Origin of the sequence: Nitrosomonas oligotropha (assembly GCF_009833085.1) — a bacterium.
GTDB lineage: Bacteria > Pseudomonadota > Gammaproteobacteria > Burkholderiales > Nitrosomonadaceae > Nitrosomonas > Nitrosomonas oligotropha.
This window is the reverse complement of record NZ_QRBZ01000009.1, coordinates 29,869-54,866: the sequence shown is the minus strand read 5'-3', so window position 1 is coordinate 54,866 and position 24,998 is coordinate 29,869. Positions and strand designations below refer to the sequence as shown.

Genomic DNA, 24,998 nt, shown 5'->3' with positions numbered 1-24,998 from the left:
ATTTCAAACTGAGACACTACCAGCTGTACTAGATAATATCGGTTATTAATCCGCCGGAAATCCGGATGAGTTTGCTGGTGCACCGGATTGCGGTGCAAACGGTGAAGCACTACCCGCTGACGAAGACCGCGAAGAAGGTGTAGCTGCGCCTGAAGAAGATTGCGGCGCAAAAGGGGAGTTTGACGGTGAAGCTCCCGGCGCCGTATTCGGTCTGGATTGATTGGACGCCGGTTTCGATGAGCTGTCGCCCTCGCCGGGTTTATACGTAAATTTCCAATCCCGGTAAGTTAACGCTTCTGAGAATTTAGCATATTGCTCTGGAAATTTATCTTTCTTGATGGGCTTCTTTTCCGACAGGCTGTATACGCCGGTGATTCTCTTAGTGAGATTGGAACCTATGCCGGAACTGCTGTTGGGCGTTGCATTGTTCGACGCCTGATTTGGTGTTGTATTACCGGATGTCTGCCCGGTATTGGGCGCCAGCAGGCTATTGCCCGATGCCTGGTTATTACTTGATGTTTGGTTATTACTCGCTGCTTGGTTACTGCCCGGCACGGCATTATTGCCTGTCGTTGCATTCTTGTTAGCTGCCGGGCTGTTACCGGACACTGTATTACCGCCGGGCGGAGGTTCATCAATGATGCCCCACTCTGCTGTATTGGTGATCGGGTCCATATAGATTTTACGCAAATGACGCTTGATGGCCGGTGTGCGTTTATCCTCCAGCAACTCTTCCAAAGTTTCTGGAAATTGCTTAGTACCGGTGTTGTAGTAAGACATAATCGCTTTGCGAAATTGCTCACCCACATAAAGCAATTCGGCCTCTTTCTCGCGCTGCGCTTTTACCTGCCATACCTGACCTACCCCGGCCATGACAATCCCCGCCAGAGTTACTCCGAACAAAGCCCAAAGATAAACAAAACCGCTTTCCCTTCGTGGCATATCATGTGCACCGCGAAAATTCGAGCACGCCCCGGTCATTTACCATTCTTGATAGTACGAGCCATCCAGCGCTCTCCCCGAGTAGCCGCTATAAACATCATAGACACCTGATTCCGTCTCGTTCTTGGGAGGAACTTCGACCCAGGTTTTATCGCTTTCGGTAAAGGGATCTTTCGGCACGCTGCGCATATAGCGTTTGTCAACCAGCTCCGCCAGGTCAATGGGATATTTGCCAAAGTCCGAATAAAATTGATCGATGGCATTGCGCATAATACCTAAGTCCTGCCGTAACACGGCTTCTTTGGCTTTATCGATGGAATTAAAATACTTCGGCGCGACAATACTTAACAACGTCGCGATAATCGCCATAACCACCAGCAGTTCGATTAGGGTAAATCCTCTGCATTTCCGCATCCCGGATAAGTTCATCATCACCACTCCCGGTAAGGAATGCCGTTCAGGCCTATGGCTTCCGAACGTGAATGAACATCAAAAACATCGTCGCCTTCCTTGGGGCTATCCCAGGGGCTTTCATAACTGCGTTTCCCCCAGGTATCCGCGGCAGGAGTCGCCGTGATACCGGCGACATCCAGTTCGACAAACATGGGATCAGCGGGCAAGCGGCGCAGGAAATAAATAATCTTTTTATCGGGGCTTTTGACATCCGGCACTCCCATGAATAATTCCTCCAGCCGGGGCGGATAACCCGATTCATCGGCTTTCTTGGTGATACGCCCTTCGTCCGTAGCCTGCTTGTAGGCATCGATAGCCGTTCGTATCTGGCGCAATGCAACGCGCAATTCCTGCTCCTTCTCGCGTTTCACCATGAGCTCCCGCAATGGCAATGCGGCTGTCGCTAAAATAGCCATGATTGCCACCACGATCATTAATTCAATCAGCGTAAATCCTCTGTGCTTCACGGAAACTCTGGATGCAGCCATAAGCGGATTATTTAATATTGACACTGACCGGCGGCGGTGGCGTCACTTCGACCGCTTGACCATTTTCCATATCTTCCGCGTTGACATTCTGGATATTGATTTCTGTTGTACCCGGGTTTGCTGCGATCACTTTGAAGCGAAGCTGCGCCGCCAGACCGGAAGCCTGATCCTTGCCTAATTTGATAGTACGCGTCCCGGACTTATCCCCGCCATCCAGCGCTTCCAATGCACTGGCTTCGTAATTTAACTGTAAATCACTATTAACCGTCGCTTTTGCGCCAACCAGCCGCACACTGACAGAAAATTCTTTACCCAGCCCCACATTGGTCGGTGATTGCAGGGTAAGTGAAGGCGCTCCGGACGCAGAAGCTGCAACACTAGCAAATGGATTCGGCGGCGGTTCTTGACCTTCGGCAGGCGGAGAAAAAGCATCCTGAATCGCAGCCGCAGCGCCACGGCCTGATCCAGCCGGTGCAATCGATAGGGATTGCGCTGCTGTTTTTTTAATGATAACGGGCAATTTACCCGCTTCGCTGGCAGTGCCGAAATGATATTCACTTTCTAAGTTAGTCGGTCTAGGAATATTGCGGATAATGCGAGGCGTTATCAGCAATATCACTTCATTTTTTGTTCTTTCAATATCCTGATTCGATGTCAATCGATCCAGTCCGGGAATATTGATCAATCCTGCAAGACCTTTGGCGCTTTTCCTTTCTCGATTATCCAGAAGACCTGCGATCACTTGGGTTTCACCATCTTTTAAAGTGAGAAGAGTCTCAGCATTCCTTGTTCCAACGCGTGGAGCAGTAGCTCCTTGCGGGCTTTTTATTGTTTCTAAAAGAGAGCTTACTTCCAGTGTAACTTTTAGTGTTACATTGTCATTTAATCCAATACGAGGTTCGACATCAAGCTTGACCCCCAAATCGATAAACGTCGGCGTTGCGGTAACAACCCCGCCAATAGCACCGGACTGAACATTAGCGGTGAAGAAAGGTTCTTTAGTGCCTACATGAATTTTTGCTTTTTCTTTATTATTGACTCGGATTCTGGGATTAGCCAATATATCGCCAGCTGAAAAATTTTGTAGAAAATCAATGGTCGCTTGAGTAGTCATACCAAAACTTTTGAGGCCATCAAAGTTAAAATTACTGAGAAAATTTGCACCAGCGGTAAGAGCAGCTGGGCCAGCCCAACTATATTGAAGTGATTGAGGGAAATTTGGCCCCAATAAAAATTTGTTAGTACGAGAAACATCAATAATTGTCACTTCGAGCATCACCTCCGGTTCCGCATAATCATTCAAGCTGACCAATCGCTCAGTCAAGCGAATGGCTTCAAGCGTATCGCGCATAATGAATAGGTTGAGCTGCTCATTGACATAAATATCCTTCGCTTTGACGATGCCTCTGACCATCGCCACCATTTGTTTGACGTCGGTATGCGCAATCTGAAAACTGCGCACGATCAGTTCCTGATAATCTTTCTGCTTGGCCGGCGTATTGGGGTAGAGCAATAACGAATTGTTGTTCAGCACCTTGTACGCCAGTTGATTAGTCGTCAAAATCAATTTGAGAATATCTTCAATGGTGTTATTCCGTACAAAAATGGAAATCTTGGTGTCTTGACGAATGTCTTTGTCAAACACGAAATTAATCCCGGCGGTTCGTGACATGAGTTCAAAGACCGATTTGAGATCAGTATCTTTGAATTCCATCGTAACTGATTTTTTGAATGCAGATTCTAGTGCGAGATGAGTAACTTCAGGACGCGATAGATTTAAATTGATTTCCGAAATCAACTGACGCGCATGCGATTGTTGCGGATTTTCTTGTAACACGGCACGCACCAGCGTTTCAGCTTTGGCTACGTCTCCATTTCTTAACAGCTCTTTCGCTGTATCCACTTTAGCAATATGTTGGCGATCTAACGCGATGGACTCCAAACCTTCTTTGGCTCTTTCGTTGAAGGGAAACAAGCTGAGAATACGCTGAAAGGCTTGGGTTGCGCGATCCAATTCTCCTGCGTAGCGCAAATTTTCCGCATCAAAAAGGAGCTTACCAGTAACTTCTTCCCGCAAACGCAAAACTACGGTTTGAATGTCTCTGTTTTCAGGCTCCTCGCGCCGCGCTTGTTCTAATTTTGCAATTCCGCTCTCGAATTGACCTTGCGCAATCAATTTCTGCCCATCGTCAAATGCGATATTCCTAGTGCCGAATGTTCGATTATTGATTGCGCACCCGGCAACCGACGCGAGCAAAATGATGAGGACAATGATTCTCCAGCTTTTCATCGGAACGTTCCTGCGATTTTATTGTTAATAGTGAGCGTCTGTTTTATATTGAGCGGTAGATAAGTGACGGCAATTGTACTGTCACTGATCGAATCCAGCCGGTATTTGTCATTAATTTTTCCACCGATCTTGGTAATGAAATTTTCTCCCGATTGCGAAAGAAAGACCCAAGTTTCATCGTCCGTAACGGCCTTGCCGCTATACTTGAACTGTAGCGGCGGTGCTGTGGGTGCGGGAGGCGGCGCGGCTTTTTTTATTTGCTCAGCCAGAGCAGCTTGCTGCTCGAAGCTGACCGGCGGTTGTTTTGGCGCCCATGTCGTGGATACAAACAATTCGCCCGCCAAAGGATTGAATTTCCGCTGTCCAAGTTTACCGACATCCAGCAGCTCCGTGCTGTTTTCTTGATTTTTTGCCCGGTCTCTACCCGTACTTGCAGGTTTTACCGGTTGCACGGTTTCAACGATATCCGTCGATGTCTCTTCCTCTTCAACCAATATCACAGCGATTAATGTGGCTAGCAATGCGCCGCCCAACATCAATTTCCGCTTTTTCTCAGCTTGATCCATTGCGCTTATTTGTTCAAGTAAAGGTTAATTTCAAGGCGGACTTCAAGTTTGTCGGAGGTTATATTTTCCCGTTTCAGCGCAACCGCGGAAATAGCCATGGCAGGAACCTTGTCCAGCGCCTCCGCCATAAAAGCGCGAATTTGCGGATAGCGGCCTTTTACCGGCAATATCATCTCGTAACGCGCCAGACGTGCGTCGTTCTCGTTCATCAAGCGATATTCGCTACTGCTCAGATCAACACCATGCTTTTTAGCCAATTGCACCAATTCACGGATCCAGAAAGGCGATGAGTCGATACGCGGAAAGAAATCGTAAAATACTTGCAATGCCTGATCACCACTCAATTTCTTGCCGCTTTCCATTTCTCCCGGAGACTGCTTCGCTAGCTCTTGCAGTTGCAGCGCTTCAGCCCGTTCCTTCAGCTTTTGCAGATCGGAGTCTTGCGGCAAAACCGCTGAAAAGAAATAAATACCGGCAACAACGATCAGGCCGAGGCCGATTTTTCCAACCGTGCCCAGACGGCCTGCCTGCCAGCGCAGTTGCAGCATCAAGCGGTCGAGTTGTGTTTGGATTGTTGCGGTCTTCAAGAAACTTGCATCCATACAGCAGTCAGGAGAAAAATAATGGGCCGGTGCGGATTATCTTGTTTAACTTTGTAGTTTAACAAATGCACATTTTCAAAAACCAGCTCACGTTCAAGTGCTTCGACAAAATCGAGCAGCTCGGACATGCTCTTCGCTTCACCGCTGAGACGCAGTGTCCGGCTGGCCACATTCGGCTGCAAGGATAATAAGGCGATTTCGTCCGTTGCCGCATGTTCGATGGCATCGAATAAAGTTTCCCAAGGCAAATTGATCTGATCCAGTATCGCATTGGCTTGTGTGATTTCCTTGCGGATTTCCTGGCTGAATTCTTTTATCCGCGGCGTTGACCGTGTGCGCGGCGCAGCTTTCTGCTGCTGATGTTTCTCCAGCCGCTCGACCCGGTTCGTCCAGTGATTCACTTCTTCAGTCACCTGGCGGAATTGCAGCAGCACACCGGCCAGCACGAGCAATCCGATCAGCAGGATGGAAAAATCTATATGCGGAACGGATTGGCCGCGATCCGGGAACTTAAGTCTTAAGCGTGGCATCGATTTACCCCGTCATCATCAACTGTCCCGGATGGGTAATGTGGCAATACCGGTATTTTCCCGACCGGCATCGGAATAATGCACCATCCGCACTGTTCCGGCAGCGTCAAATCCGCATGTCCAGGCGCAAACACATGAACCCGTTCAATCGCTTCCTTACTTCCGGTCAAGATGGCTTCCTGATCCAATGCCGCGAGCAATTCAGCCGCGACATTGTGCAAAATGCGCTGATTGCGGATGCTGTGCCAGCTTCCATTAATCAGCACAGCCAAGCAAATACGTCCGGCTTCAATGACCGCAAAATAGGTTTTATTGCCATCCAGCAGTTTTTGCCAGCGATCATAAACAGACGCAAAATAAGGCTCGATCTCTTTCAGTGTGCAATGGCACCGCGCCGCCATTTCTTCCAGCTGCACCATCAAATCGCGCGGAATCGCGGCGCACACCGCACCGCTCAGCGGAGTCCATTCGCTCACACTCAGCACCCACGAATTCACCCGTTCCGCATACACTTCACGCATGCGGAAAGCGGCATAGGAACTCACTTCTTCCGGCGTTGCGATTTCCGCTTGCGGCAACAAGGCGACGTACCGTACAAAATGATTCGATAGCGTAACACTCAATTGCGCTCCAGCCGCATCCATCAAATGTTTTTCCAACTGCTGCAAAGCGGCCTGCCAAACCGGCGCATCCTGCGCAGGCTCGCACCACACGGTAACCTTGGCTGCCTGGACCGGTTTGAACCCGCGCGTTGAACGCACCAGATCGATTCGTCCGGGCGCCACGAAGACCTGTATTTGATCACGCCACAATGGTGACACGATTGGCCTCCTCCAAACTGGTTAATCCTTGCTTGACCATATCCAAAGCGGCCTCCCGCAGGAATCGGGTACCATTGTTCCTGGCCGCTTCCTTGATGCGGCGTATCGGCTCCTGCGCCACAATCAGCTCACGAATCTCATCGTTCAGGATCAGAATCTCGGCAATTGCATTTCTTCCCCGGTAACCGCTGCCACGGCACTGGCCGCAACCTCGTCCGCTGCGGAACTTGAATTGATCCGCTTCATCGATGGGAATTCCGGACTCTTCAATCAGTTTATCATCCGGACGCTCGTCGACCGAGCAGTGGGTACAAAGCAAACGCACCAGCCGTTGCGCGGCGATTCCGTTCAGCGCGGACACAAAACTGTAGGGATCCACACCCATATGCGAAAACCGGCCGATGACATCAAATACGTTATTGGCGTGCACCGTGGTAAAAACCAAGTGACCGGTCAGCGCCGCTTGGATGGCGATCTGCGCCGTTTCCGAGTCGCGAATTTCACCCACCATGATTTTGTCCGGATCGTGCCGCAAAATTGAGCGCAATCCGCGCGCAAAGGTCAGTCCTTTTTTCTCATTCACCGGGATCTGCAGCACACCGGGAAGCTGATACTCGATCGGATCTTCGATGGTAATAATTTTATCGCTGCCTTTATTCACTTCGGAAATCGCGGCGTAGAGCGATGTCGTTTTACCGCTTCCGGTCGGCCCGGTAACCAGCAGCATGCCATACGGTTCCGAACTCAGACGGCGGATACTGGCAATCGCCGTTTGATTAAAACCCAATTGGTTTAACGTCAACCCCTCAATCTGATCGGATAATGCTTGCCGGTCGAGAATCCGCAAGACCGCATCCTCACCGAAAATACTCGGCATGATGGAAACCCGGAAATCGATTTCCCGCCCCTGGATGGAAATTTTAAAACGGCCGTCCTGCGGCACGCGGCGTTCGGCAATATCCAGCTCGGACATCACTTTAATCCGGGAAATGACTTGCTCGGCCAAGTCTGCGCCTTGTATTACGCCGATTGAGCTTAGCACGCCATCGATGCGGTATTTTATCGACAATGCGCCTGCCGTCATTTCCAGATGAATATCGCTGGCCTGTGATTTATGCGCGTCATACAAGGTGGAATGCACCAAGCGCACCACCTGGCTGGTACCTTCGTTGATGCTTTTTAACGATAAATCCTCAATACCGCTTTGTATTTTATCCAGCTCTGTGGAAGGCAGCACTTGATCCATGGCGCGCATGGTTTTTTCCTGCTGGGCAAAAAAAGCGCTCAAATCAGCGGGATGTACCAAATACCACTCCGCAGCGACAGCAAAACGTTCTTCCGCCCATGCCCGTAATTTTGTCGAGAATGGATTACTGACTGCCAGCAGATAGTCTTGTTCGCGGCGGAATAAAACACATTCATGCATCATGGCTTCGGAAAACGAAAGCACATCAAAAGCGGGGCTGAGTGCGTGAATCGCTTTCATGTCCAATACCGGCATGTGCAATAGCTGACCGAGCTGCTGCATGAGCTCATCGGGCGTATAACCGCCTCTTTCTTCCAGAACCTGAATAACGGAAACATTCTGTTCGAGCGCTTTTTGTTGCGCATCGGCCAGATGGTTGATCTCCATCGACGGTTTGTTTACGGTTTGTACCTGCGCTTCGATCAATTGATACTTCCCGCCAGTTCAAATATGGGCATATACATGAGAATAATAATCCCGCCAATCACAATACCGATGACCGCCATCAGCAATGGCTCGATCAATTTGGTTGTCCATTCGACCCAACGCGCAATTTCCTCATCGTGAAAATTACCGATCCGTTCCATCATATCGCCCATTAAACCCGTTCTCTCGCCCACACGGAGCATGCGATTACCCACTGCTGTTGTCAGTCCTTCCAATTCCATCGCGCTGGAAATCGTTCTGCCTTCGCGGATATGCTTGGCCGCGGCTGCCACTTTGGGGCGGAAATGCGCTTGCAATAAACCGCTGACCATTTCCAGCGCTTGCGTGATCGGTATACCGCCGCGCAGCAGCATACCCAGCGTCTTGTAGAAACGCGCCAGCTGATACACGCGCATGCGCTCACCAATGGCCGGAACGCGCCACAAGAGCTGCATGACACTGGCGCGAAAGGTTGACCGGCTTACTGTGTAGCCTGCTGCAATCAGCAACGCCAGCGAAGCAATAGCCAATTCCCAGCCGCGCTCATGAACGAATTGACCCCATTTAATCAGCAATAACGAAAGCCAGGGTAAATCGCTACCCATATCATCATAAATAGCACTGAATTTAGGCACCACAAAAACCATCAGAAAAATCGATACCAGAAAACCGATCACCAATAACAGCACCGGATAAATCGATGCGCCAACCAGTTTTTTGCGCACAAACTCCATCTGTGTCTGGTAAGTGATAAAACGAGTCAGCGCTTCCGAGAGATCGCCAGTACGCTCACTGGCGCGAACCGTGGCGATATAGAGCGGTGGAAATGCTTGTGGAAATTCTTGCAGCGCTTGTGAGAATGTCACTCCTTCATACAATCGGTCCAGAATATTCTGGATGATTTTGCGGTTACTGCTGTCCTGTTCTTTTTCGAGCAGCGTTTCGATGCTCTCGACCAGACTTAAACCGGCAATCTGCAACGACAACAATTCCTGACTGAAGTGAACCAGCGGAAAATGGCTTTTCGCTTTCAGCGAGAATCCCGAGAAGCTGCGCCGTATGCTTAGAACCATACCGCCTTGCTCAACCACCTGGCGGCGGGCTTCCTCCTCGCTGTTCGCTTCCAGCTCAAGGTGCACGGTGCCTTGCCCGGACATGACGGCCTTCACTTCATAACGCATGCGCGCAATTTACCAGTTGGTAATATCAGCCGCCTCGCCCTCACCGCCAGGCTGTCCGTCCTTACCGTAAGAGAGCAAATCAAACTCGGAACGTTCACCCGGATACTTGTACACATACGGGCGGCCCCAAGGATCGGCTGGCGGCAGCTTGGACAGGTAAGGCCCTTGCCAGCGCGCCTCATTATTGGGGCGCGTAACCAGCGCGGTCAAGCCTTGTTCCGTGCCCGGATAGCTCCCTACATCCAAACGGTATTGATGCAACGCTTTTTCCAGTGCATCGATTTGCGCTTGCGCCATTTTTATTTCCGATTTGCCGACTTGCGAAAAGTACTTAGGCCCAACATAGGCAGCCAGCAAACCGATGATAACCATGACCACGAGTAATTCGAGCAGTGTGAAGCCGCGCACTGCTTTTGCCTTTTGTTGCCCAACCAATTGCACCATATTTGTCCTCTAACAAAAAAATACTGATCTCTAATGGATTAGCTTATGAATTCAGTTTCAAATCTTGTATGGTAAGTTGCCCGTATGACAGGGTCAAGACGGAATATCACACATATACCGCGGAATTCCCGCGATTCAGCCGCACTAGCGCCGGAGAATCGCCCACCACCGGCCGATATTGAGCAGCGCCATCAACGAAGCGGATACATAAGTCCATGCTGCGGCGCGCAGAATCCTGCGTGCATGCGGCTCGTCACCCTGAATGAGATACTTGCCTTGTTCCAGCATGGGTAACGCCCGGGCGAAACTGGCATGCAATTCCATCGGCAGCGTCACCATATGCACGACTACTGCGCTCCCCAACGTTAACAAACCACCGGCGAGAAACAGAGCGCCTGCTACCGGCGCACGCAGCGCCACTGCGACAATCGGTGCGATCATCAAAATCACCGCGCCCAATTTTTCCGCCGGAGCGGCTATTTGCACCAGCCGTGTCCGCCATTTTAGGGGCAAGTAGCCATCGCGGTCCTGGATGGCGTGCCCGACTTCATGCGCCGCAACCGTAATCGCTGTCAGCGATTTGCCGTTAAATTTATCCGCTGTCAAGCGCACTGCTTTTGCTATCGGATCATAGTGATCGCCCTGCTCGGATACCTCAACTTTCACTGTTTGCAAGTTGGCCCAATCGAGCAAAATACGCGCCAGCTCAGCGCCGGTGCCCGGATAACGATCTTCAGGATGACTGTATTTTGCCAGGGTATGCTTAACCCAGTAGGACGGGCCCACAATGAGCGCAACGATAACAATGACAAGTATTAAATAAAGCATAGACTTGAGATATCAGCACGAATAATTGGTTCCACACAAGACTTACCCGCCATCTCACATACGTCCGGAAATATCTCTTGTTAATCAAGTATCAGGAGAATACTACTGAATTATACCGCTTGCTTCAAAGATAAACTCAGAAATAAAGTATCGCATTGAGTTGCTGAGACTACCGGCAAATCGATTATTTCGATTTGCCGATCAGAACAATCAAATCACGTCATTTATTTGATCAAGCGGATATCTCGTCTACCAATCCGGATAAAATTTATCGCAAAACTTCCTTTATTCAGCGTCAATCAAAGGTTTGACGCCGGAACGAATGATCGATTCAGTCAATGTTGGAATACAAAGTTCAATAAACCGGTACGCATAGCTACGCAGATAATGATTACGCCGCACCGACACAAAAGTGGTATTCATTTCAAACAGGTATTCACTTTCAAGCTTGACTAATGTTTCATCTCTTCTGGGAGAAAATGCTACAGAAGCAATAATGCCGATACCCAATCCCAGTTTCACGTAAGTTTTAATCACATCGGCATCCAAAGCGGACATGGCGATATCCGGTATCAATCCCGCCTTGGCAAATACCTGGTCGATGCGGGACCGCCCGGTCAAACCTTGGTGGTAAGTAATAATCGGAAACTCCGCAATGGCTTCCAGCGTAAGCGGCTGTAACGATTGCAAAGGATGTCCCGCAGGAACAATGATGGCGTGCTGCCACGTATAGTAAGGAAAGGATACAAGATCAACAGCATTTTCCAATGCTTCCGTCGCAATGCCGATATCAGCTTCGCCGTTGATCAGCATTGACAATATTTCTCCAGGTCTGGATTCATGAAGTATCAGCTGAACTTTGGGAAATATTTTCTTGAACTCCGTCACCACGGGCGGTAATGCATATTGTGCTTGCGTATGCGTAGTCGCGATAATTAATTGCCCTTGATCATAATTACTGAACTGTTCGGCCAGGCGCTTGATATTCTTGGTGTCGAATAAAATGCGCTCGACAATTTTCACCAATTCCTTGCCCGGTTCTGTCAGGCCAATCAGCCGCTTCCCCTTACGAATGAAGAGTTCAATATTCAATTCGTCTTCGAGATCCTTGATATGCTTGCTCACACCGGATTGTGATGTAAACAAAGCATTGGCTACCTCGGTCAGATTATAATTCTGCCGGACTGTTTCATTAATAATTCGAAGTTGTTGGAAATTCATTTCCTATCTCTCAGCTATTTAATCATCAACATACATGCGATTTCTGCGGTAAGCGGTTTCGTGTATTCCAGTCAATCATCCATCGAGTCATCGAACAAGCCGGAAAGCAGGAAAAACTTACCGCTATCACAAAAGCTACCGGGGGATTGGTTCACTGCGATGCCAAACGTTTAACATGGCTCAAAAACTGAGCAAGGCGTTCTCCGGAGATACCGCCTGCTATAAGCCATCGATGATTTATCCCGGGCATTGTACGACGCTATCCGGCCAGACAAAACACCGGATTCCGCAACCGCTTTTTCAAACCAAGTTATCACAGAACATCTTTATGCGATGGCATCGTATTTATACTGACAAATGCGCGGAATACAAATACAAAAGCATGCTTCAGCATGCACTTGTTTATTCCTGCACAACCTATCATATTTATTCGGGTACGGCGGTTTTAAACCCATGGCAAGATTTATATCAACAGCAGGCGCCTGTGTTATCAGAACGCCTGCCGGGATAACTTCAGAGCCAGTTGTATTACGGTGCGGGTGGTTCCAACAGTTGCAATGGCGCGGTGGAATTACCGAAACGTGTTCCATGGGCGCGGAATGCATCCAGTGTTGCATTGCCAGTTTCTGGAAACTCGGCCGGATCAAGCACCGTGCCTGCTACGGTTGTAATTACCGCAGGGTCTTTCGCTTTATTGATGAATGCGTTAGCCAATGCGAGTTGATCGCCGGTCACGCTTTTGCGTAAGTTGACCGAAGCCTGGAAGAAATAATCGTACTGGCCTGAAATCGCTTGTTGCTTGTCGAAAGCGGTACCGGCCGGATTTGTTGCTCTTGCGCCGTTAATGGCCACGAATCGCCATTTGCTCGTCACGGACGGTGCATTTTCCAGGCCAAGAATACCGATTCCATAAGCGCCTTTGTTGAATACATTGTCAAGTGCGCCGGGTACGTTGCCTGCACTGGGTTCAGTACGCACGGCATATGAGGCAAAATTAACAATATCGCCAATGCCGGCTTCGGCTCCTTGGTTTGCCGGAGGAATGCCGCCGCTGAACGCAGATCCACCCGGATTATTCAGGAAATACTGATTCGCTGCTGCCTTAGCACCAGAACCGGCATTGCGGTCAATCAGTATGACCGGTTTGTCCAGCGCTTCCAGACCCTGCACTTGAGTCCAATTCGTGATGGTACCCGAGAGGATACCGGCAATTTCGGCTTTACTCAGTCCATTATCCAGGCTGGCTGGACGGTGACCGGCCAGCGTTGCCGCCACAAGGGCGTCGGCGAGATTGTTGGTTGCGGCAATCCCGTTCACCACGTTATAAAGCGGTGTTTGAACCAATTGAGCCAATTGGCCGGCAGTAAGCGCGCTGGCGCCGGTAGGCAGATTCGAACCGGTAAAAATTGCCAGCTCCAGATTTGCCAGGCCAACGGCCGGTCTTTGACCCGGTACAAAAGTTGATAAATTGGTAATCTTGAAAGTTGGATTTGCGAGGCCGGTTGACGTGATATTGTTTTGAATTTGATAGTAGTTTGTCAGCGGTGGATTCGGTGTAACCAGCGGAGCGATTCCGTTAGCAAACACGCCACCCAGGGAACGATAAGCAACGATCCAGTTCTGACCGGCCAGACTGCCTATCGATACGGTACCGGCCACTGCGCGGAACGATCTGCCCTTGGCGGGAGGAGCACCGGTATCGTCAGTGATGTATGACACCGAACCTGCTGTGAACAGCTTGGAGGCTATGGTTTCAAATACACCGTTTTGCTCCGCGCCACCGCCAACGTAGAGAACGCGTGTAGGCGGTATTGCATTGATTTCATCCACACTAAGCGCGTAGGCCTGACTGGATAACACCATGCCGAGAGATGCAATAATATGTCCGAATTTCAGTTTCATTTTAATATTCCTTAAAAATGAGTTATGCACCGGGTGATTTTGCAGTTTTTCAGACAAAATCACCCTCACACCGGCATCGACAGATGCCGATTTCTTCAATAAGACGGAGTAATGTGCTACGGAGAAACTAAGACACGATTCCTGCGCGGCGGCGGACTGTTACGCCCATCAAACCAAGGCCAACCAAGAGCATGGCCCAAGTATCCGCTTCCGGTACAGGAGAAATAGGTGAGATTGAGAGCAATCCATCGTTGGTCAACGATACGGTTCCCAGTAAATCCGTTGTGATTCTGGTAAGGCTGACTACTCCACCACTCGGCGATTTCGTTATGTTTGCTTCATAGAAATTGAGGGTCTCGCCCAGTGCGCCGGTGGTATCGAATTTCGCTTTACCACTCCAGTTACTGCCAATGGAAACTTCATACGACGCAAAGTCGGTTGGGCCTTCTTTTAAATGCACCGTGGAGGGTTGCCCGCCAAAGCCGAAGACTGTTCCATCCCCGCCATTGCTTGCATTAATAAACGAATTGTAATTGACATTCCATTGGTTCAACTGAGCATTGGTTGTGCCATTGCCGTTGGTGCCAATATCCAAACCGTTGGCTGCCGTGGTCAGAAAACTTCTGAGATCGCCATCGATAACACTGGTATCACCGGCAGTTACAGCCCATCTGATATCAGAAAAGTGCGCTGCGCCTACGCCAGCCAAAAAAGTATTCCAGTTGGTATCCAGCGCAAGATTAAAACTGAGAGGAGTAAACAATGGAATGGATGCAGAGTAGTCATCTCTGCGGCTACCTGTATCCAGTGTAAAAGAATAACCGCTTACGGATTCATAGGCGCTGAACAACAATGAACTGCTTCCACCGGCGCTTTGATCTCCATTGAAAGCTGCGAATGCAGGACCTGATACAGCCAGGGCTAAGACTGCCCCTAGATACTTAGTTTTACGATATCTCATTTAGACTCTCCTTGATTTCGATTAACAGAAAAAACCAGACTGCAGTGACCTCCGGGATAGCTCATCAATGTGAACAAGATATTCGCATTAGAAAAATGAGTGGACTCTATCCCTGAACCCTTGCAGCTACCTCATACAGTTTCCTGTGCTTGCAGTGTAGTAACTATTAAAAAATTCCACAAAGAAGAAAAAATTGTTAAGTTATGAAGTTTATTCATATAAAAGATCTGCACGGCAAAAGCGGCGGGAAACGGGATGAAACGCGAGGCGCACGCAACTCGGCAACCGGGATCTACCGGCAATCCGCGCACGCCATCAATGAAGCGGGATTAAACGTATCCGAAGACTGCGTCACCCTGCGTGCATAAAGCCGCTATAATCATGCAACATAAGCCCGGAGGGCTAGAAAATGATTAAAGATCAGATGGATACCGGCTTAAGCAATGCGGAAGCAGCTCTTCTGTTAAAGCAGCACGGCGCAAACGAAATCAAACCCGTCAGGCAGCGCAACGTCCTTGTGCAGTTTCTCGCCCATTTCTACAATCCGCTGGTATTGATACTGCTCGTCGCAGTGAGCATTTCAGCGTTGAATGGTGACGGAGTCAGCGCGCTCATTATTGGCGTCATCATCCTGATGAGCGTCACACTGGATTTCATTCAGGAGTACCGCGCCGGTCAGGCGGCGGCAAAACTGGCGGCGCAAGTTGCGGTAACCGCTACGGTATTACGGGACGGAAAATTATCCGAGATTCCGGTTACACAGTTAGTGCCGGGCGATATCATTGCCTTGTCGGCGGGCGATCTGGTTCCTGCCGACGGTCAATTGCTCGACGCCAAGGATCTGTTTATCAATCAATCGCAACTCACCGGTGAAGCCTACCCGGTTGAGAAACATGCCGATGCACCGGTCAGCGCCGATCCCTGGGACTTGGAAGCAAAAGCTGCGGTATTCATGGGCAGTACGGTGATCAGCGGCACGGCCCGGGCCAGAATCACCCGCACGGGACAATCGACAGCGCTGGGGCAGATTGCCGACAGCCTCGAGAAGAAACCGCCGCCAACTTCATTCGAGCTCGGCATACGCCAGTTTGGCATGTTGATCATGCGCTTTACCTTCCTGCTGGTTCTGTTCACCTTGCTGGTCAATATCGTGATGCACCGCCCCTTGCTCGAATCCTTCCTGTTTGCAGTGGCCTTGGCGGTAGGACTCACACCGGAATTATTACCCATGGTGGTATCGGTCACGCTCACGCGCGGCGCATTGCGCATGGCCGCATTGAACGTGATCGTCAAGCGGCCATCGGCGATTCAGGACATGGGCGCGATGGATATCCTCTGCACCGATAAGACCGGCACGCTGACCGAAGCGAAAATCCATTTGGAACATCACGTCAATGCATTGGGTCAAGGCTCCCAGCGTGTACTGGAACTTGCCTATTTGAACAGTTATTTTGAAAGCGGTCTCAAAAGCCCGCTCGACGACGCCATCTTGCTGCACCACGAAGTAGCGGTTGCGGGCTGGAGCAAAATTGACGAAGTACCGTTTGATTTCGAGCGCCGTCGCGTATCAGTGCTGGTAGAGCGTGAAGAAACCCGCATCCTGGCCGTCAAAGGCGCTCCCGAAGACATCCTGAACCTTTGCACCCAGTATGAAGATGAAACCGGCGCCATCGTTTCGCTCGATGAAACCGTGCGGCAATCGATTACTCAACTGCTCGATCAATTCGGCAATGATGGTTTTCGCGTCTTGGCTATTGCTTGGCGCGAGGTCGCGCCGGATCACCCCCACGCTGTCGTAACCGACGAAAGCGAACTGGTATTTGCCGGTCTTGCGGCTTTTCTCGATCCGCCCAAAATCAGCGCTGGACCGGTTCTGGCCGCACTACAGGCGAGTGGCGTGCAGGTCAAGATTTTAACCGGAGATAATGAACGGGTTACGCGCTACATTTGCAACCAGCTGAATCTGCCGGTTACCGGCGTGCTGACCGGCAATGAAATCGCTATCATGCAAGATGATGCACTGCTTGCCCGCGTGGAAGAAGTCAATCTGTTTTGCCGCGTCAATCCGGCGCAAAAGAATCGCGTGTTGCTGGCGCTCAAGGCACGCAAGCATGTCGTGGGTTATCTGGGCGACGGCATCAACGACGCGCCTTCACTACATACCGCCGACATCGGCATTTCGGTGGACGGCGCGGTCGATGTGGCCAAGCAGGCTGCGTCCATGATCATGCTGGAACACGATTTGAAAGTCTTGCATGCCGGTGTGATGGAAGGACGCCGCACCTTCGGCAATGTGATGAAATACATCATGATGGCGACCAGCTCGAACTTCGGCAATATGTTCAGCATGGCCGCATCGACGCTCTTCCTGCCGTTCCTGCCCTTGTTGCCGCTGCAAATTCTGTTGAATAACTTGTTGTACGATCTTTCCGAAATCACCTTGCCGATGGATAATGTCGATGAGGAAGATCTGGCGCAACCGAGCCAATGGGACATGAATTTTATCCGCAACTTCATGATGACCATCGGCCCGATCAGCTCGATATTCGATTTCGTTACGTTCTATCTGCTGATCACCGTGTTTGAGGCGGATGAAACCCTGTTCCGCACCGGCTGGTTTGTGGAATCGATCGCCACGCAAGTACTGGTCATTTTCATCATCCGCACCCGGCGCAACCCCTTGCACAGCCATCCCAACCGCTGGCTGACGGTCACTTCGCTCAGTATCGTCGCCATCGCCATGCTGCTCCCCATCAGCCCGATGGCGCATTACCTGGGCTTCACAGCGCTGCCATTGATGTTCTTCGGACTGCTGGCTATTTTGATCGTTACTTATCTGCTGACAGTGGAGTACTGCAAACAGTGGTTCTATAAACGTCTGAGCAAATCCCGCAACAACCCGGCCGCGCCATAGGATCGTTGATAGAACACCTGCAGCCGCTGTCCGTTTTCTCTGAAAAAATGGCGATTCTTCATCGCCATTAAAAAAGCACATTTTGTTTTAATTTCCATCGTGATAATCTCCACTTTATGCCACGTCAAGCGATGCTTATAGCCCAACCCGCATTCACTGCCCATTCAATCGACTCTTTGCCTTTTCATGTTCAGTAACAATCAGCCGGTTTCCTATCGTCATTATATTTTTCAGCTGCTTGCGCTCGCTGTTTTGTACTTTGTATTCGGCCATATCAGTTTTTTGATCTCTGTCTCGCATTTCATTGTCACACCGGTTTTCTTTGTCGCGGAAGGCATTGCACTGGCCGCCGCCATCTTGCTGGGGCGCAAGGTCTGGCCAGGCGTTTTCGTCGGACAGTTGGCGCTCGCTTTAAGCAGCGGACTGGAGTTGCCACCCGCGCTGGCGATCTCCGCCATTAACAGCGTTGAAGCCGTGATTGCGGCGGCTTTATTCAGGCGCTGGAAACTGGATCCGGCGCTCACCAGGGTGTATGACCTCAGCCGGCTGGTTGCCCTGATCTTTTTAGTGCTGCAACCGCTGAGCGCCACCTTCGGAACGGCGGCGTTGTCATTCTTCAATGTTATCCAGGAATCACAGAATTACTTCCAGGCATGGGCATATTGGTGGTTTGGCAACTGCCTGGGACAATTGCTGGTAACGCCGTTTTTGCTGATTTTGTTTTCTTCGCGCGGCCGCAGCGCCCGCATGTGGCAATCCATGCGCAATGCCCTCGTGCCGGTTATCTTGATGCTGCCCGCCACATGGCTGGTTTTCGGTAATTCCACGTTCAGCGGCATTTCCCTCGCCTTGGTGATTTATGTTCCCTTGCTGTTATGGATTGCGATTAAGAGTGAACTAGCCGTCGTATCCCTGATATGCAGTGCAATCACGGTACTGTCGCTGTTTGAAACAGCGCGCAAATTCGGCCCTTTCGTCGTGGATGATTATCCGCAGATCTTCGACATGAATATCTTCATTTTGGGTATTTCGCTCACGGCGCAATTTGTCAGCGTGCTATTCACCGAGCGTAGCCAGGTGGAAGCGGAGTTACGCAAAAGCGAAGCCAGACTTTACGCGATTATCGATAACTCCCCCATACCCAAGGCAATCAACGATGATCAGCAGAATATCACCTTCCTGAACAAAGCCTTTGTGCAGACATTTGGCTATACCTTGGACGATATTCCAACGTTAGCGGACTGGTGGCCCAAGGCCTATCCCGATCCAGCGTACCGCCAGCGGGTGGAAACCTCCTGGCGCGAGAATCTGGAAAAAGCAGTCCAGGGGAACACTCCTTTTGAACCCATCGATGTCATTATCCACTGCAAGGACGGCTCCCTGCGCAGTGTGATTGCAACAGCCTCACCGCTTGAGTCCGAAGATACACTGGCCAAGAATCATTTGGTTACCTTAGTGGATATCACCTTACGCAAGAATCTTGAGACTCAGCTTATCAAAAGCCATAAATTCCTCGAGGATTTATCCAATAATATTCCCGGCTTTATTTACCAATTCCAGCTGTTTCCGGACGGACGGAATTGCGTACCGTATGCCAGCAAAGGAATAACCGGGATCCTCGGTGTATCGCCTGAAAGCATTACCACGGATGCATCAGCCATTTCCATCATCCACCCCGAGGACATCGAAACATTTAACCGGTCGATTCAGGAATCCGCCGCCACATTGATCGATTGGCACGCTGATTTCCGCGTCATGACCACGCAAAACGAGATCCGCTGGATACATGCGCACTCCAAACCCGAGAAACAAGCTGACGGCAGCATTATCTGGAATGGCTACGCCAGCGATATCACCGAATTAAAAAATATATCGCTGAAATTTGAAGCCTTACTGGAACTCGCCAGCGATGGCGTTCACATTCTCGATGAGGACGGCAATATCGTGGAATTCAGCCACGCCTTCGCCAAGATGCTGGGCTATTCCAACGAAGAAACCGCCCGGCTCAATGTGATGGATTGGGATGCCATGATTCCCAAAGAAAATCTGATCGCCGCAGTCCGTGAGGTCTCGAAAACACCGAGCGTTTTTGAAACACTGCACCGGCGTAAAGACGGCACGATCATGAATGTTGAAATCAATGCCAGCAGACTGGAGGTCTCGGGAAAAATACTGATTTACGCTTCGTCACGCGATATTACCGGCCGCAAGCAACACGAAAAAGAACTCGAATATCAACGCCTGCGCTTATCCAATATTATTGAAGGCACGCACATCGGCACCTGGGAATGGAACGTGCAAACCGGGGAAGTCATTTTCAATCAGCGCTGGGCCGAAATGCTCGGCTATACCCTCGAGGAAATCGCCCCGACATCGATTGCAATCTGGCTAAAGTATGCGCACCCGGATGATTTGAAACAATCCGAAGTGCTGCTTAACAATCACTTCGCCGGAAAAATTCCTTTTTACGAATGCGAAGCCCGCATGCGTCATAAAGCGGGACATTGGATTTGGGTGCTGGATCGCGGCAAGGTGTCCAGCTGGACCGCCGATGGCAAACCGCTCATGATGTTCGGCACCCATCAGGACATCACCGAACGGAAAGAGCGCGAAACCATGCTGATCGAAGCGCGCCAGCAAGCGGAAGCCGCCAGTAACGCCAAAACCCGTTTCTTGGCGATGATGTCGCATGAGATCCGCACGCCGATGAATGCGGTACTGGGTATGGCGTATTTATTAAGCAAAACCACCCTGGATGCGCGCCAAAGCGGTTATTTGCGCAATATTGAAGGCTCCTCCAATATTTTATTGGGCGTTATCAATGACATTCTGGATTACTCCAAAATCGAAGCCAACAAAATTGAATTGGATCATATCGCTTTCGATTTGAACACGATTCTGGAAAACCTCTCCGCCATTGCCTCAATCGCCGCAAAAGACAAAACCATCGATGTGCTTTTTTATGTCGAACCCAATGTGCCCCGCCAGTTTATCGGCGATCCGTTGAGGCTCAGCCAGATTTTCGTGAACCTTATCAACAATGCGATCAAGTTTACCGATCGCGGCGAAGTCATTATCCGCATCGCCATCGCTCCGGCTAACGATGCCGATATCGCCACACTGGTTTTCAGCATCACCGATAGCGGTATCGGCATGACGCCCGGGCAAATGGCGCATCTGTTCCAAGCATTTACCCAAGCCGACTCATCCATTTCACGCCGGTTCGGCGGTACCGGACTGGGTTTGTCGATTTCATACCGGCTGGCGCAGTTGATGGGAGGCAACATCGTGGCCGAAAGCGAACATGGCCAGGGCAGCCGGTTTCATTGCACGGTCCAGTTACACTACAAAAATCAGCACCGGGAACCTTGGGTGACCATTCCCGCTCACTTGCAATCACTCAAAGTCATGATCGTTGACGACCGTGCGGCCACACGCGGCGTCATCGCGGAAATTGTTCAATCCATGGGCTGGAGCGCGGTTGCGGTGGATAACAGCACGGCATCGCTCAGAATGTTCGCCGATCCCAGTCAGGTGCCGTTTGATTTGCTGTTGTTGATGACACGCTTAACCGATACGAATTATCGCGACACCATCCATGCGATAGAAGCTGCATTACCTGCGTCACGCCGTCCCAAGATCATAGTGATGAGCAATAATATCGATCCCGCATTCTCGAATCAGTTTGAGGCCAACAGCACCATCAACGTGCTGATTAAACCTTTCACACCGTTGAATCTGCTGGATACCGTTACCGCCTTGTTTAGCGAAACCGCACACCATCAAGCGCACCAGCCAGCCATTCCCGGCCAGCAGCAATTCAGCGGTGCGCATATCCTGGTTGTGGAGGACAACGAATTCAATCAACTGCTGATCACCGAATTGCTAACCAGCTGGGGCATCAAGGTGAGTGTGGCGCAAAATGGCGTGGAATGTCTGGATTTACTGAAAACAGCCGGATCTTCGTTCGATCTGATTTTCATGGACATCCAAATGCCGGAAATGGATGGATTGGAAGCAACCCGGTGCATCCGCCAGGAATTACACCTGACCGCCATCCCGATTGTCGCTTTGACCGCCAATATCATGGAACACGATCAACAGGAGTTCCTGGCAATCGGCATGAACGCTTACCTGCCCAAACCTTTCGACCCGAATCAGCTTATTCAAGTTTTGGATCAGTTTTTACAATCCGGCGGGCAAAAAACGCAAACTTGACGGCAACATCCCTCAACTTTCATCCAGCAACGCTTCCACCAGTTTCGCTTCTATCTCCAGATATTGCGTATTGCTGTTACGCGCAGCAGACGGTTCCTGCCAAGCCGGGTTCTGGCGTAACGCGCTGGTCAGTTTAGTCCAGTTTGCGGGCAATTTCTCGCTGTCGGCTTTGTCCACATGCAGCCTGTCCTGCGCGGCATGACCGCGATGCATCAGTTTTCTCAGCAAATGTTTCTGACGCAAATACAAAACTTGCAGCGTGGTTTCGTCGGCACACTGCCATTGCGTGCCTTTGACCGTCGCTTTGATCTCGTCGCCATAGCGCTTGAAGGTCGACCAGCCGGCACCGGCAATTGCCCCTAACGCGCTGGCTGCGCCCAGACTCATGCCTCCGACCATCAAATCAATTCCGGCGCCCGCGGCAGCGCCTTTGGCCGCGGCGCTGCCGAGGTCCAGTCCATACGCTTTGAGGATACCGGGTGCAAAAATATCCAGCTGCCATTGCCCGTTACTGACCGGGATTTTCTGAATGGCAACGTCTTTTTCCGAGAAATTAAAAATGGCTAACAGATCGTGCAGGCAATGCTGCTCGGCCTTGCGGACAAAATCGTGCAACCGGTCTTCAACCAGCGAGTGGGCGATCAAATTATTCTGCGCGGATTTACTTTCACGGTAGCAAGCGACCGTGACAATCAATCCGGCAACCCGCTTAGCACCCGACAAACACAGCTGATTCCATAATTGGGCGCGGTAATCGATCAGCTTCTGCAGCCGGTCGTAGTGAGATTCCACCAGCGTCTGCATCTTCTGATACAAGCGCTTTTCCGCTTCAAACGTAAACGCCACGGTATCGAATTCCAGCGTGGCATGCATGTGGAAAGACGCCAGATGCTCGCGCCATTTCGCCAGCTCCCGGTCATGTCCGGCGATAAAGTTAAAAACCGGAATAATCGGTTTGCTGACCTGTGTCAGAATTTCCAATTCCAGCCGGTATTTTTCCAGGAAAGGTTCGCGCACATCGATAATGTAAAGCAGGATATCGCTGCGCAATACCTGGCGGATCACTTTCGCTTCCTGTTCCAGCGGGTCGTTGACCGTTACTTGCGCAATAAACTGTTCCAGAATCTGAGTAGGAGACAAAGATTTCGCTTTGGCTTGCAGCTTCTTGATATGCGCAAACAAAGCCCGGGAATCCTCCAGGCCGGGCGTGTCATACAATTTCAAAACCGCTTCATTGTCGGCGGATATCGTCGCTTGCTCGACATGCCGCGTGGTACCCGCGCCATCTTCAATCACACCGAATTCAGTGCTGCGCAGCATGGTGCGGATCAGCGATGTCTTGCCGGTATTGGTATGCCCGACGACGGCTATATTCAGCAATGAATCCGCTTGCGGATGCTGTGGGTTAGGGATGTTCATGATTTACCGGGTGATGACATGTTCTGCCGGAATGCCGCAGACTTCCGCCAGACGGAACCAGGCGAATTCGCGCGCACTGGTCACCGGCGCGGATGGTTTGCTCAACAGAATCAGCCACGGCTTAGCGTTGCTGCCGTCGACCAATTCCTTGATCAAGCGCTGCACGCCGCGATCGGGTAAACGGTGCGCCGCCACGCCCAGCAGCAACGGACCGTTGAGATTTTTTATCAATGTCATGGCCTCGTCATGCGATTCCTGATCGACAATATTCAAGCGGCAAGCAACGGATTCCGGCCAGTGCGTGGCATCGTCCAGCTCAATGCCGAAGGCTTGCGCGTTGGCCGGAATAGCGACATTCTCCGGCGGACGGGCAACTTCCGCAGGCTTCATACCGGCTTGCGGATCGGCATCGATGACTTGCGCTTTCACGTCGCGCGCCATCAGACGCTGACGCAATTCAATGTAATAGGGTAAGTACAAATCGAGCTTGAAGCGGCTTTCACTCCACTGCTGCATGAGCCAGGAAAACCCAAGCAATAACAGACGCGGGAATATGCCATACACCAGCAAGGCTCCAATCAGGAAAACCGCCCACGCGGTGCGCGTCTCCGCGTCTTGTTTGCCTGTCCCGATGCGGCTGGCAACCGTTTGCGGGTTATCCGGAATTTTCAACCCCATCGCCTCCAATGGCGTGCCAAGGATTTCCGTGAGTCTCGGCAACGTGCTATCCGGCAGCAATGTGGTACCCCAGATGAAATTATATTGCCTGGCCAGCATGAGCAAGATCAGCAACACCAGACCGGCGGTTAAATAGGTCAGCCAGAATTGATGCGTCAAAACACTGATACGCCATTTGCCCACCCTACCGGTTAAACAACTCTCCCACCACGCGTGCGATGCCAGCGATGCAACCGTCGGCTCTTTCTTGTGCCGGTAAGGCAACCAGCTGGCCAATTGCGCCACGATACCGCTGCTCAAACTTTGCAAATTCAAGACAATGCCCGCTAACCACAGCAATAGCGAAATCATGTTGAATCCGAGCAGCACCGCCAGCAACCAGTAAATATTCAATGTGGAAGATTCGCTGACTGCTTGGCTAGCCGCCAATCCACCCAAAGTAAGCGCAGCAATCAGACAAATCCAGCGCGCCCGGGTAAATTGCTTACGTGGCTGCTGCAATACATCATCCAGCACGTTATCGCGGATCAAGTGCTTGGCGCGCAGCCCCAGGCGATGAATAAATTCCGTATAGTTGAAGTCACCGGCTGCGGAGCCAGGCATATTTTTAATGCCCTCGTACGATAGCTCACCGGCTTTGGCGGACTCGATTTTGCGCAATTGTTCAATGCGCACCAAATCAATGAAGGTATGTTTGTTTACAGACATGAAAGAGTCCATTCCGGCAGAATGCCCACTCGGATCTCGTAATTGGTGTTGACGTTGTGTTTCACAGGTATCAAAGAAAGGTTTGCCCGGATTTTCAGCAGAAAATTTGCTGCAAAACAAGCTAAAATTCGTTATCAGATCATTCAAAAATTATGCAGGA

20 protein-coding genes are annotated in these 24,998 nt (G+C 50.7%); 3 read left to right on the top strand and 17 right to left on the bottom strand.

The window, feature by feature from the left end:
• Nucleotides 1–45 precede the first annotated feature (45 nt).
• The 15 genes from ABD07_RS03670 to ABD07_RS03600 form a co-directional block, all read right to left on the bottom strand.
• Nucleotides 46–942, bottom strand: a complete 897-nt coding sequence (locus ABD07_RS03670) for a hypothetical protein (protein ID WP_160817166.1) — start codon at nt 940–942, stop codon at nt 46–48.
• A 39-nt stretch (nt 943–981) separates the two neighbouring features.
• On the bottom strand, nt 982–1,371 hold the full coding sequence (locus ABD07_RS03665) for a type II secretion system protein (protein WP_338040492.1): 390 nt from the start codon (nt 1,369–1,371) through the stop codon (nt 982–984).
• Nucleotides 1,372–1,373: 2 nt separating this feature from the next.
• A complete protein-coding gene (locus ABD07_RS03660) occupies nt 1,374–1,883 on the bottom strand; it encodes a type II secretion system protein (RefSeq protein WP_160817168.1) in 510 nt (169 codons plus the stop codon).
• Nucleotides 1,884–1,890: 7 nt separating this feature from the next.
• Nucleotides 1,891–4,059, bottom strand: a complete 2,169-nt coding sequence (locus tag ABD07_RS03655; RefSeq protein WP_240142398.1) for a secretin and TonB N-terminal domain-containing protein — start codon at nt 4,057–4,059, stop codon at nt 1,891–1,893.
• Nucleotides 4,060–4,169: 110 nt separating this feature from the next.
• Nucleotides 4,170–4,739: a hypothetical protein gene (locus ABD07_RS03650; RefSeq protein ID WP_160817163.1), complete on the bottom strand. Its 570-nt coding sequence runs from the start codon at nt 4,737–4,739 to the stop codon at nt 4,170–4,172.
• A gap of 5 nt (nt 4,740–4,744) precedes the next feature.
• A complete protein-coding gene (locus ABD07_RS03645) occupies nt 4,745–5,326 on the bottom strand; it encodes a hypothetical protein (RefSeq protein ID WP_240142397.1) in 582 nt (193 codons plus the stop codon).
• A complete protein-coding gene (locus tag ABD07_RS03640; protein ID WP_160817161.1) occupies nt 5,323–5,871 on the bottom strand; it encodes a PilN domain-containing protein in 549 nt (182 codons plus the stop codon). The genes ABD07_RS03645 and ABD07_RS03640 overlap by 4 nt, the downstream gene beginning before the upstream one ends.
• Entirely contained in the window at nt 5,859–6,692 is an 834-nt protein-coding gene (locus ABD07_RS03635; RefSeq protein WP_160817160.1) for a hypothetical protein, read from the bottom strand. Before ABD07_RS03635 ends, ABD07_RS03640 begins: the two co-directional genes overlap by 13 nt.
• Nucleotides 6,673–8,325, bottom strand: coding sequence for a GspE/PulE family protein (locus ABD07_RS03630; protein ID WP_108697920.1), 1,653 nt, complete (start codon nt 8,323–8,325; stop codon nt 6,673–6,675). The genes ABD07_RS03635 and ABD07_RS03630 overlap by 20 nt, the downstream gene beginning before the upstream one ends.
• A gap of 35 nt (nt 8,326–8,360) precedes the next feature.
• Nucleotides 8,361–9,545 carry a type II secretion system F family protein gene (locus tag ABD07_RS03625; protein ID WP_160817159.1) on the bottom strand — a complete coding sequence of 395 codons (1,185 nt, stop codon included), beginning with the start codon at nt 9,543–9,545 and terminating at the stop codon, nt 8,361–8,363.
• Between the two features lie 9 nt (nt 9,546–9,554).
• A complete protein-coding gene (gene gspG, locus ABD07_RS03620; protein WP_108697907.1) occupies nt 9,555–9,989 on the bottom strand; it encodes a type II secretion system major pseudopilin GspG in 435 nt (144 codons plus the stop codon).
• A 144-nt stretch (nt 9,990–10,133) separates the two neighbouring features.
• Nucleotides 10,134–10,817, bottom strand: coding sequence for a zinc metallopeptidase (locus ABD07_RS03615; protein WP_160817158.1), 684 nt, complete (start codon nt 10,815–10,817; stop codon nt 10,134–10,136).
• Between the two features lie 285 nt (nt 10,818–11,102).
• A complete protein-coding gene (locus tag ABD07_RS03610) occupies nt 11,103–12,038 on the bottom strand; it encodes a CysB family HTH-type transcriptional regulator (protein WP_160817157.1) in 936 nt (311 codons plus the stop codon).
• Between the two features lie 528 nt (nt 12,039–12,566).
• Complete coding sequence (locus ABD07_RS03605) at nt 12,567–13,940, bottom strand: substrate-binding domain-containing protein (protein WP_160817156.1); 1,374 nt, start codon at nt 13,938–13,940, stop codon at nt 12,567–12,569.
• 127 nt (nt 13,941–14,067) lie between these two features.
• Nucleotides 14,068–14,901: a PEP-CTERM sorting domain-containing protein gene (locus tag ABD07_RS03600; protein ID WP_108697902.1), complete on the bottom strand. Its 834-nt coding sequence runs from the start codon at nt 14,899–14,901 to the stop codon at nt 14,068–14,070.
• Nucleotides 14,902–15,104: 203 nt separating this feature from the next.
• Between ABD07_RS03600 and ABD07_RS03595 the strand changes: the two genes are divergently transcribed.
• The 3 genes from ABD07_RS03595 (at nt 15,105) to ABD07_RS03585 (ending at nt 22,033) form a co-directional block, all read left to right on the top strand.
• A complete protein-coding gene (locus ABD07_RS03595) occupies nt 15,105–15,269 on the top strand; it encodes a hypothetical protein (RefSeq protein WP_160817155.1) in 165 nt (54 codons plus the stop codon).
• A gap of 41 nt (nt 15,270–15,310) precedes the next feature.
• Nucleotides 15,311–17,815, top strand: a complete 2,505-nt coding sequence (mgtA, locus tag ABD07_RS03590; protein ID WP_160817154.1) for a magnesium-translocating P-type ATPase — start codon at nt 15,311–15,313, stop codon at nt 17,813–17,815.
• Nucleotides 17,816–18,001: 186 nt separating this feature from the next.
• Nucleotides 18,002–22,033: a PAS domain S-box protein gene (locus ABD07_RS03585; RefSeq protein ID WP_160817153.1), complete on the top strand. Its 4,032-nt coding sequence runs from the start codon at nt 18,002–18,004 to the stop codon at nt 22,031–22,033.
• 12 nt (nt 22,034–22,045) lie between these two features.
• On the opposite strand, the gene ABD07_RS03580 is transcribed toward ABD07_RS03585, so the two are convergent.
• Together ABD07_RS03580 and ABD07_RS03575 are read right to left on the bottom strand one after the other, a co-directional pair.
• Nucleotides 22,046–23,452 (bottom strand): GTPase/DUF3482 domain-containing protein, encoded by a 1,407-nt coding sequence (locus ABD07_RS03580; RefSeq protein ID WP_160817152.1) that lies wholly within the window; start codon nt 23,450–23,452, stop codon nt 22,046–22,048.
• Nucleotides 23,453–23,455: 3 nt separating this feature from the next.
• Nucleotides 23,456–24,838 carry a DUF2868 domain-containing protein gene (locus ABD07_RS03575; protein ID WP_160817151.1) on the bottom strand — a complete coding sequence of 461 codons (1,383 nt, stop codon included), beginning with the start codon at nt 24,836–24,838 and terminating at the stop codon, nt 23,456–23,458.
• Nucleotides 24,839–24,998: the final 160 nt, after the last annotated feature.

Bases quoted from the DNA above. Each gene is read 5' to 3' on its own strand.
- ABD07_RS03630 (WP_108697920.1), bottom strand. From the start codon at position 8,325: ATGGAGATCAACCATCTGGCCGATGCGCAACAAAAAGCGCTCGAACAG.
- ABD07_RS03595 (WP_160817155.1), top strand. From the start codon at position 15,105: ATGAAGTTTATTCATATAAAAGATCTGCACGGCAAAAGCGGCGGGAAA.
- ABD07_RS03615 (WP_160817158.1), bottom strand. From the start codon at position 10,817: ATGCTTTATTTAATACTTGTCATTGTTATCGTTGCGCTCATTGTGGGC.
- ABD07_RS03640 (WP_160817161.1), bottom strand. From the start codon at position 5,871: ATGCCACGCTTAAGACTTAAGTTCCCGGATCGCGGCCAATCCGTTCCG.
- mgtA (WP_160817154.1), top strand. From the start codon at position 15,311: ATGATTAAAGATCAGATGGATACCGGCTTAAGCAATGCGGAAGCAGCT.
- gspG (WP_108697907.1), bottom strand. From the start codon at position 9,989: ATGGTGCAATTGGTTGGGCAACAAAAGGCAAAAGCAGTGCGCGGCTTC.
- ABD07_RS03660 (WP_160817168.1), bottom strand. From the start codon at position 1,883: ATGGCTGCATCCAGAGTTTCCGTGAAGCACAGAGGATTTACGCTGATT.
- ABD07_RS03585 (WP_160817153.1), top strand. From the start codon at position 18,002: ATGTTCAGTAACAATCAGCCGGTTTCCTATCGTCATTATATTTTTCAG.
- ABD07_RS03650 (WP_160817163.1), bottom strand. From the start codon at position 4,739: ATGGATCAAGCTGAGAAAAAGCGGAAATTGATGTTGGGCGGCGCATTG.
- ABD07_RS03625 (WP_160817159.1), bottom strand. From the start codon at position 9,545: ATGCGTTATGAAGTGAAGGCCGTCATGTCCGGGCAAGGCACCGTGCAC.
- ABD07_RS03600 (WP_108697902.1), bottom strand. From the start codon at position 14,901: ATGAGATATCGTAAAACTAAGTATCTAGGGGCAGTCTTAGCCCTGGCT.
- ABD07_RS03580 (WP_160817152.1), bottom strand. From the start codon at position 23,452: ATGAACATCCCTAACCCACAGCATCCGCAAGCGGATTCATTGCTGAAT.
- ABD07_RS03605 (WP_160817156.1), bottom strand. From the start codon at position 13,940: ATGAAACTGAAATTCGGACATATTATTGCATCTCTCGGCATGGTGTTA.
- ABD07_RS03665 (WP_338040492.1), bottom strand. From the start codon at position 1,371: ATGAACTTATCCGGGATGCGGAAATGCAGAGGATTTACCCTAATCGAA.
- ABD07_RS03575 (WP_160817151.1), bottom strand. From the start codon at position 24,838: ATGTCTGTAAACAAACATACCTTCATTGATTTGGTGCGCATTGAACAA.
- ABD07_RS03610 (WP_160817157.1), bottom strand. From the start codon at position 12,038: ATGAATTTCCAACAACTTCGAATTATTAATGAAACAGTCCGGCAGAAT.
- ABD07_RS03670 (WP_160817166.1), bottom strand. From the start codon at position 942: ATGCCACGAAGGGAAAGCGGTTTTGTTTATCTTTGGGCTTTGTTCGGA.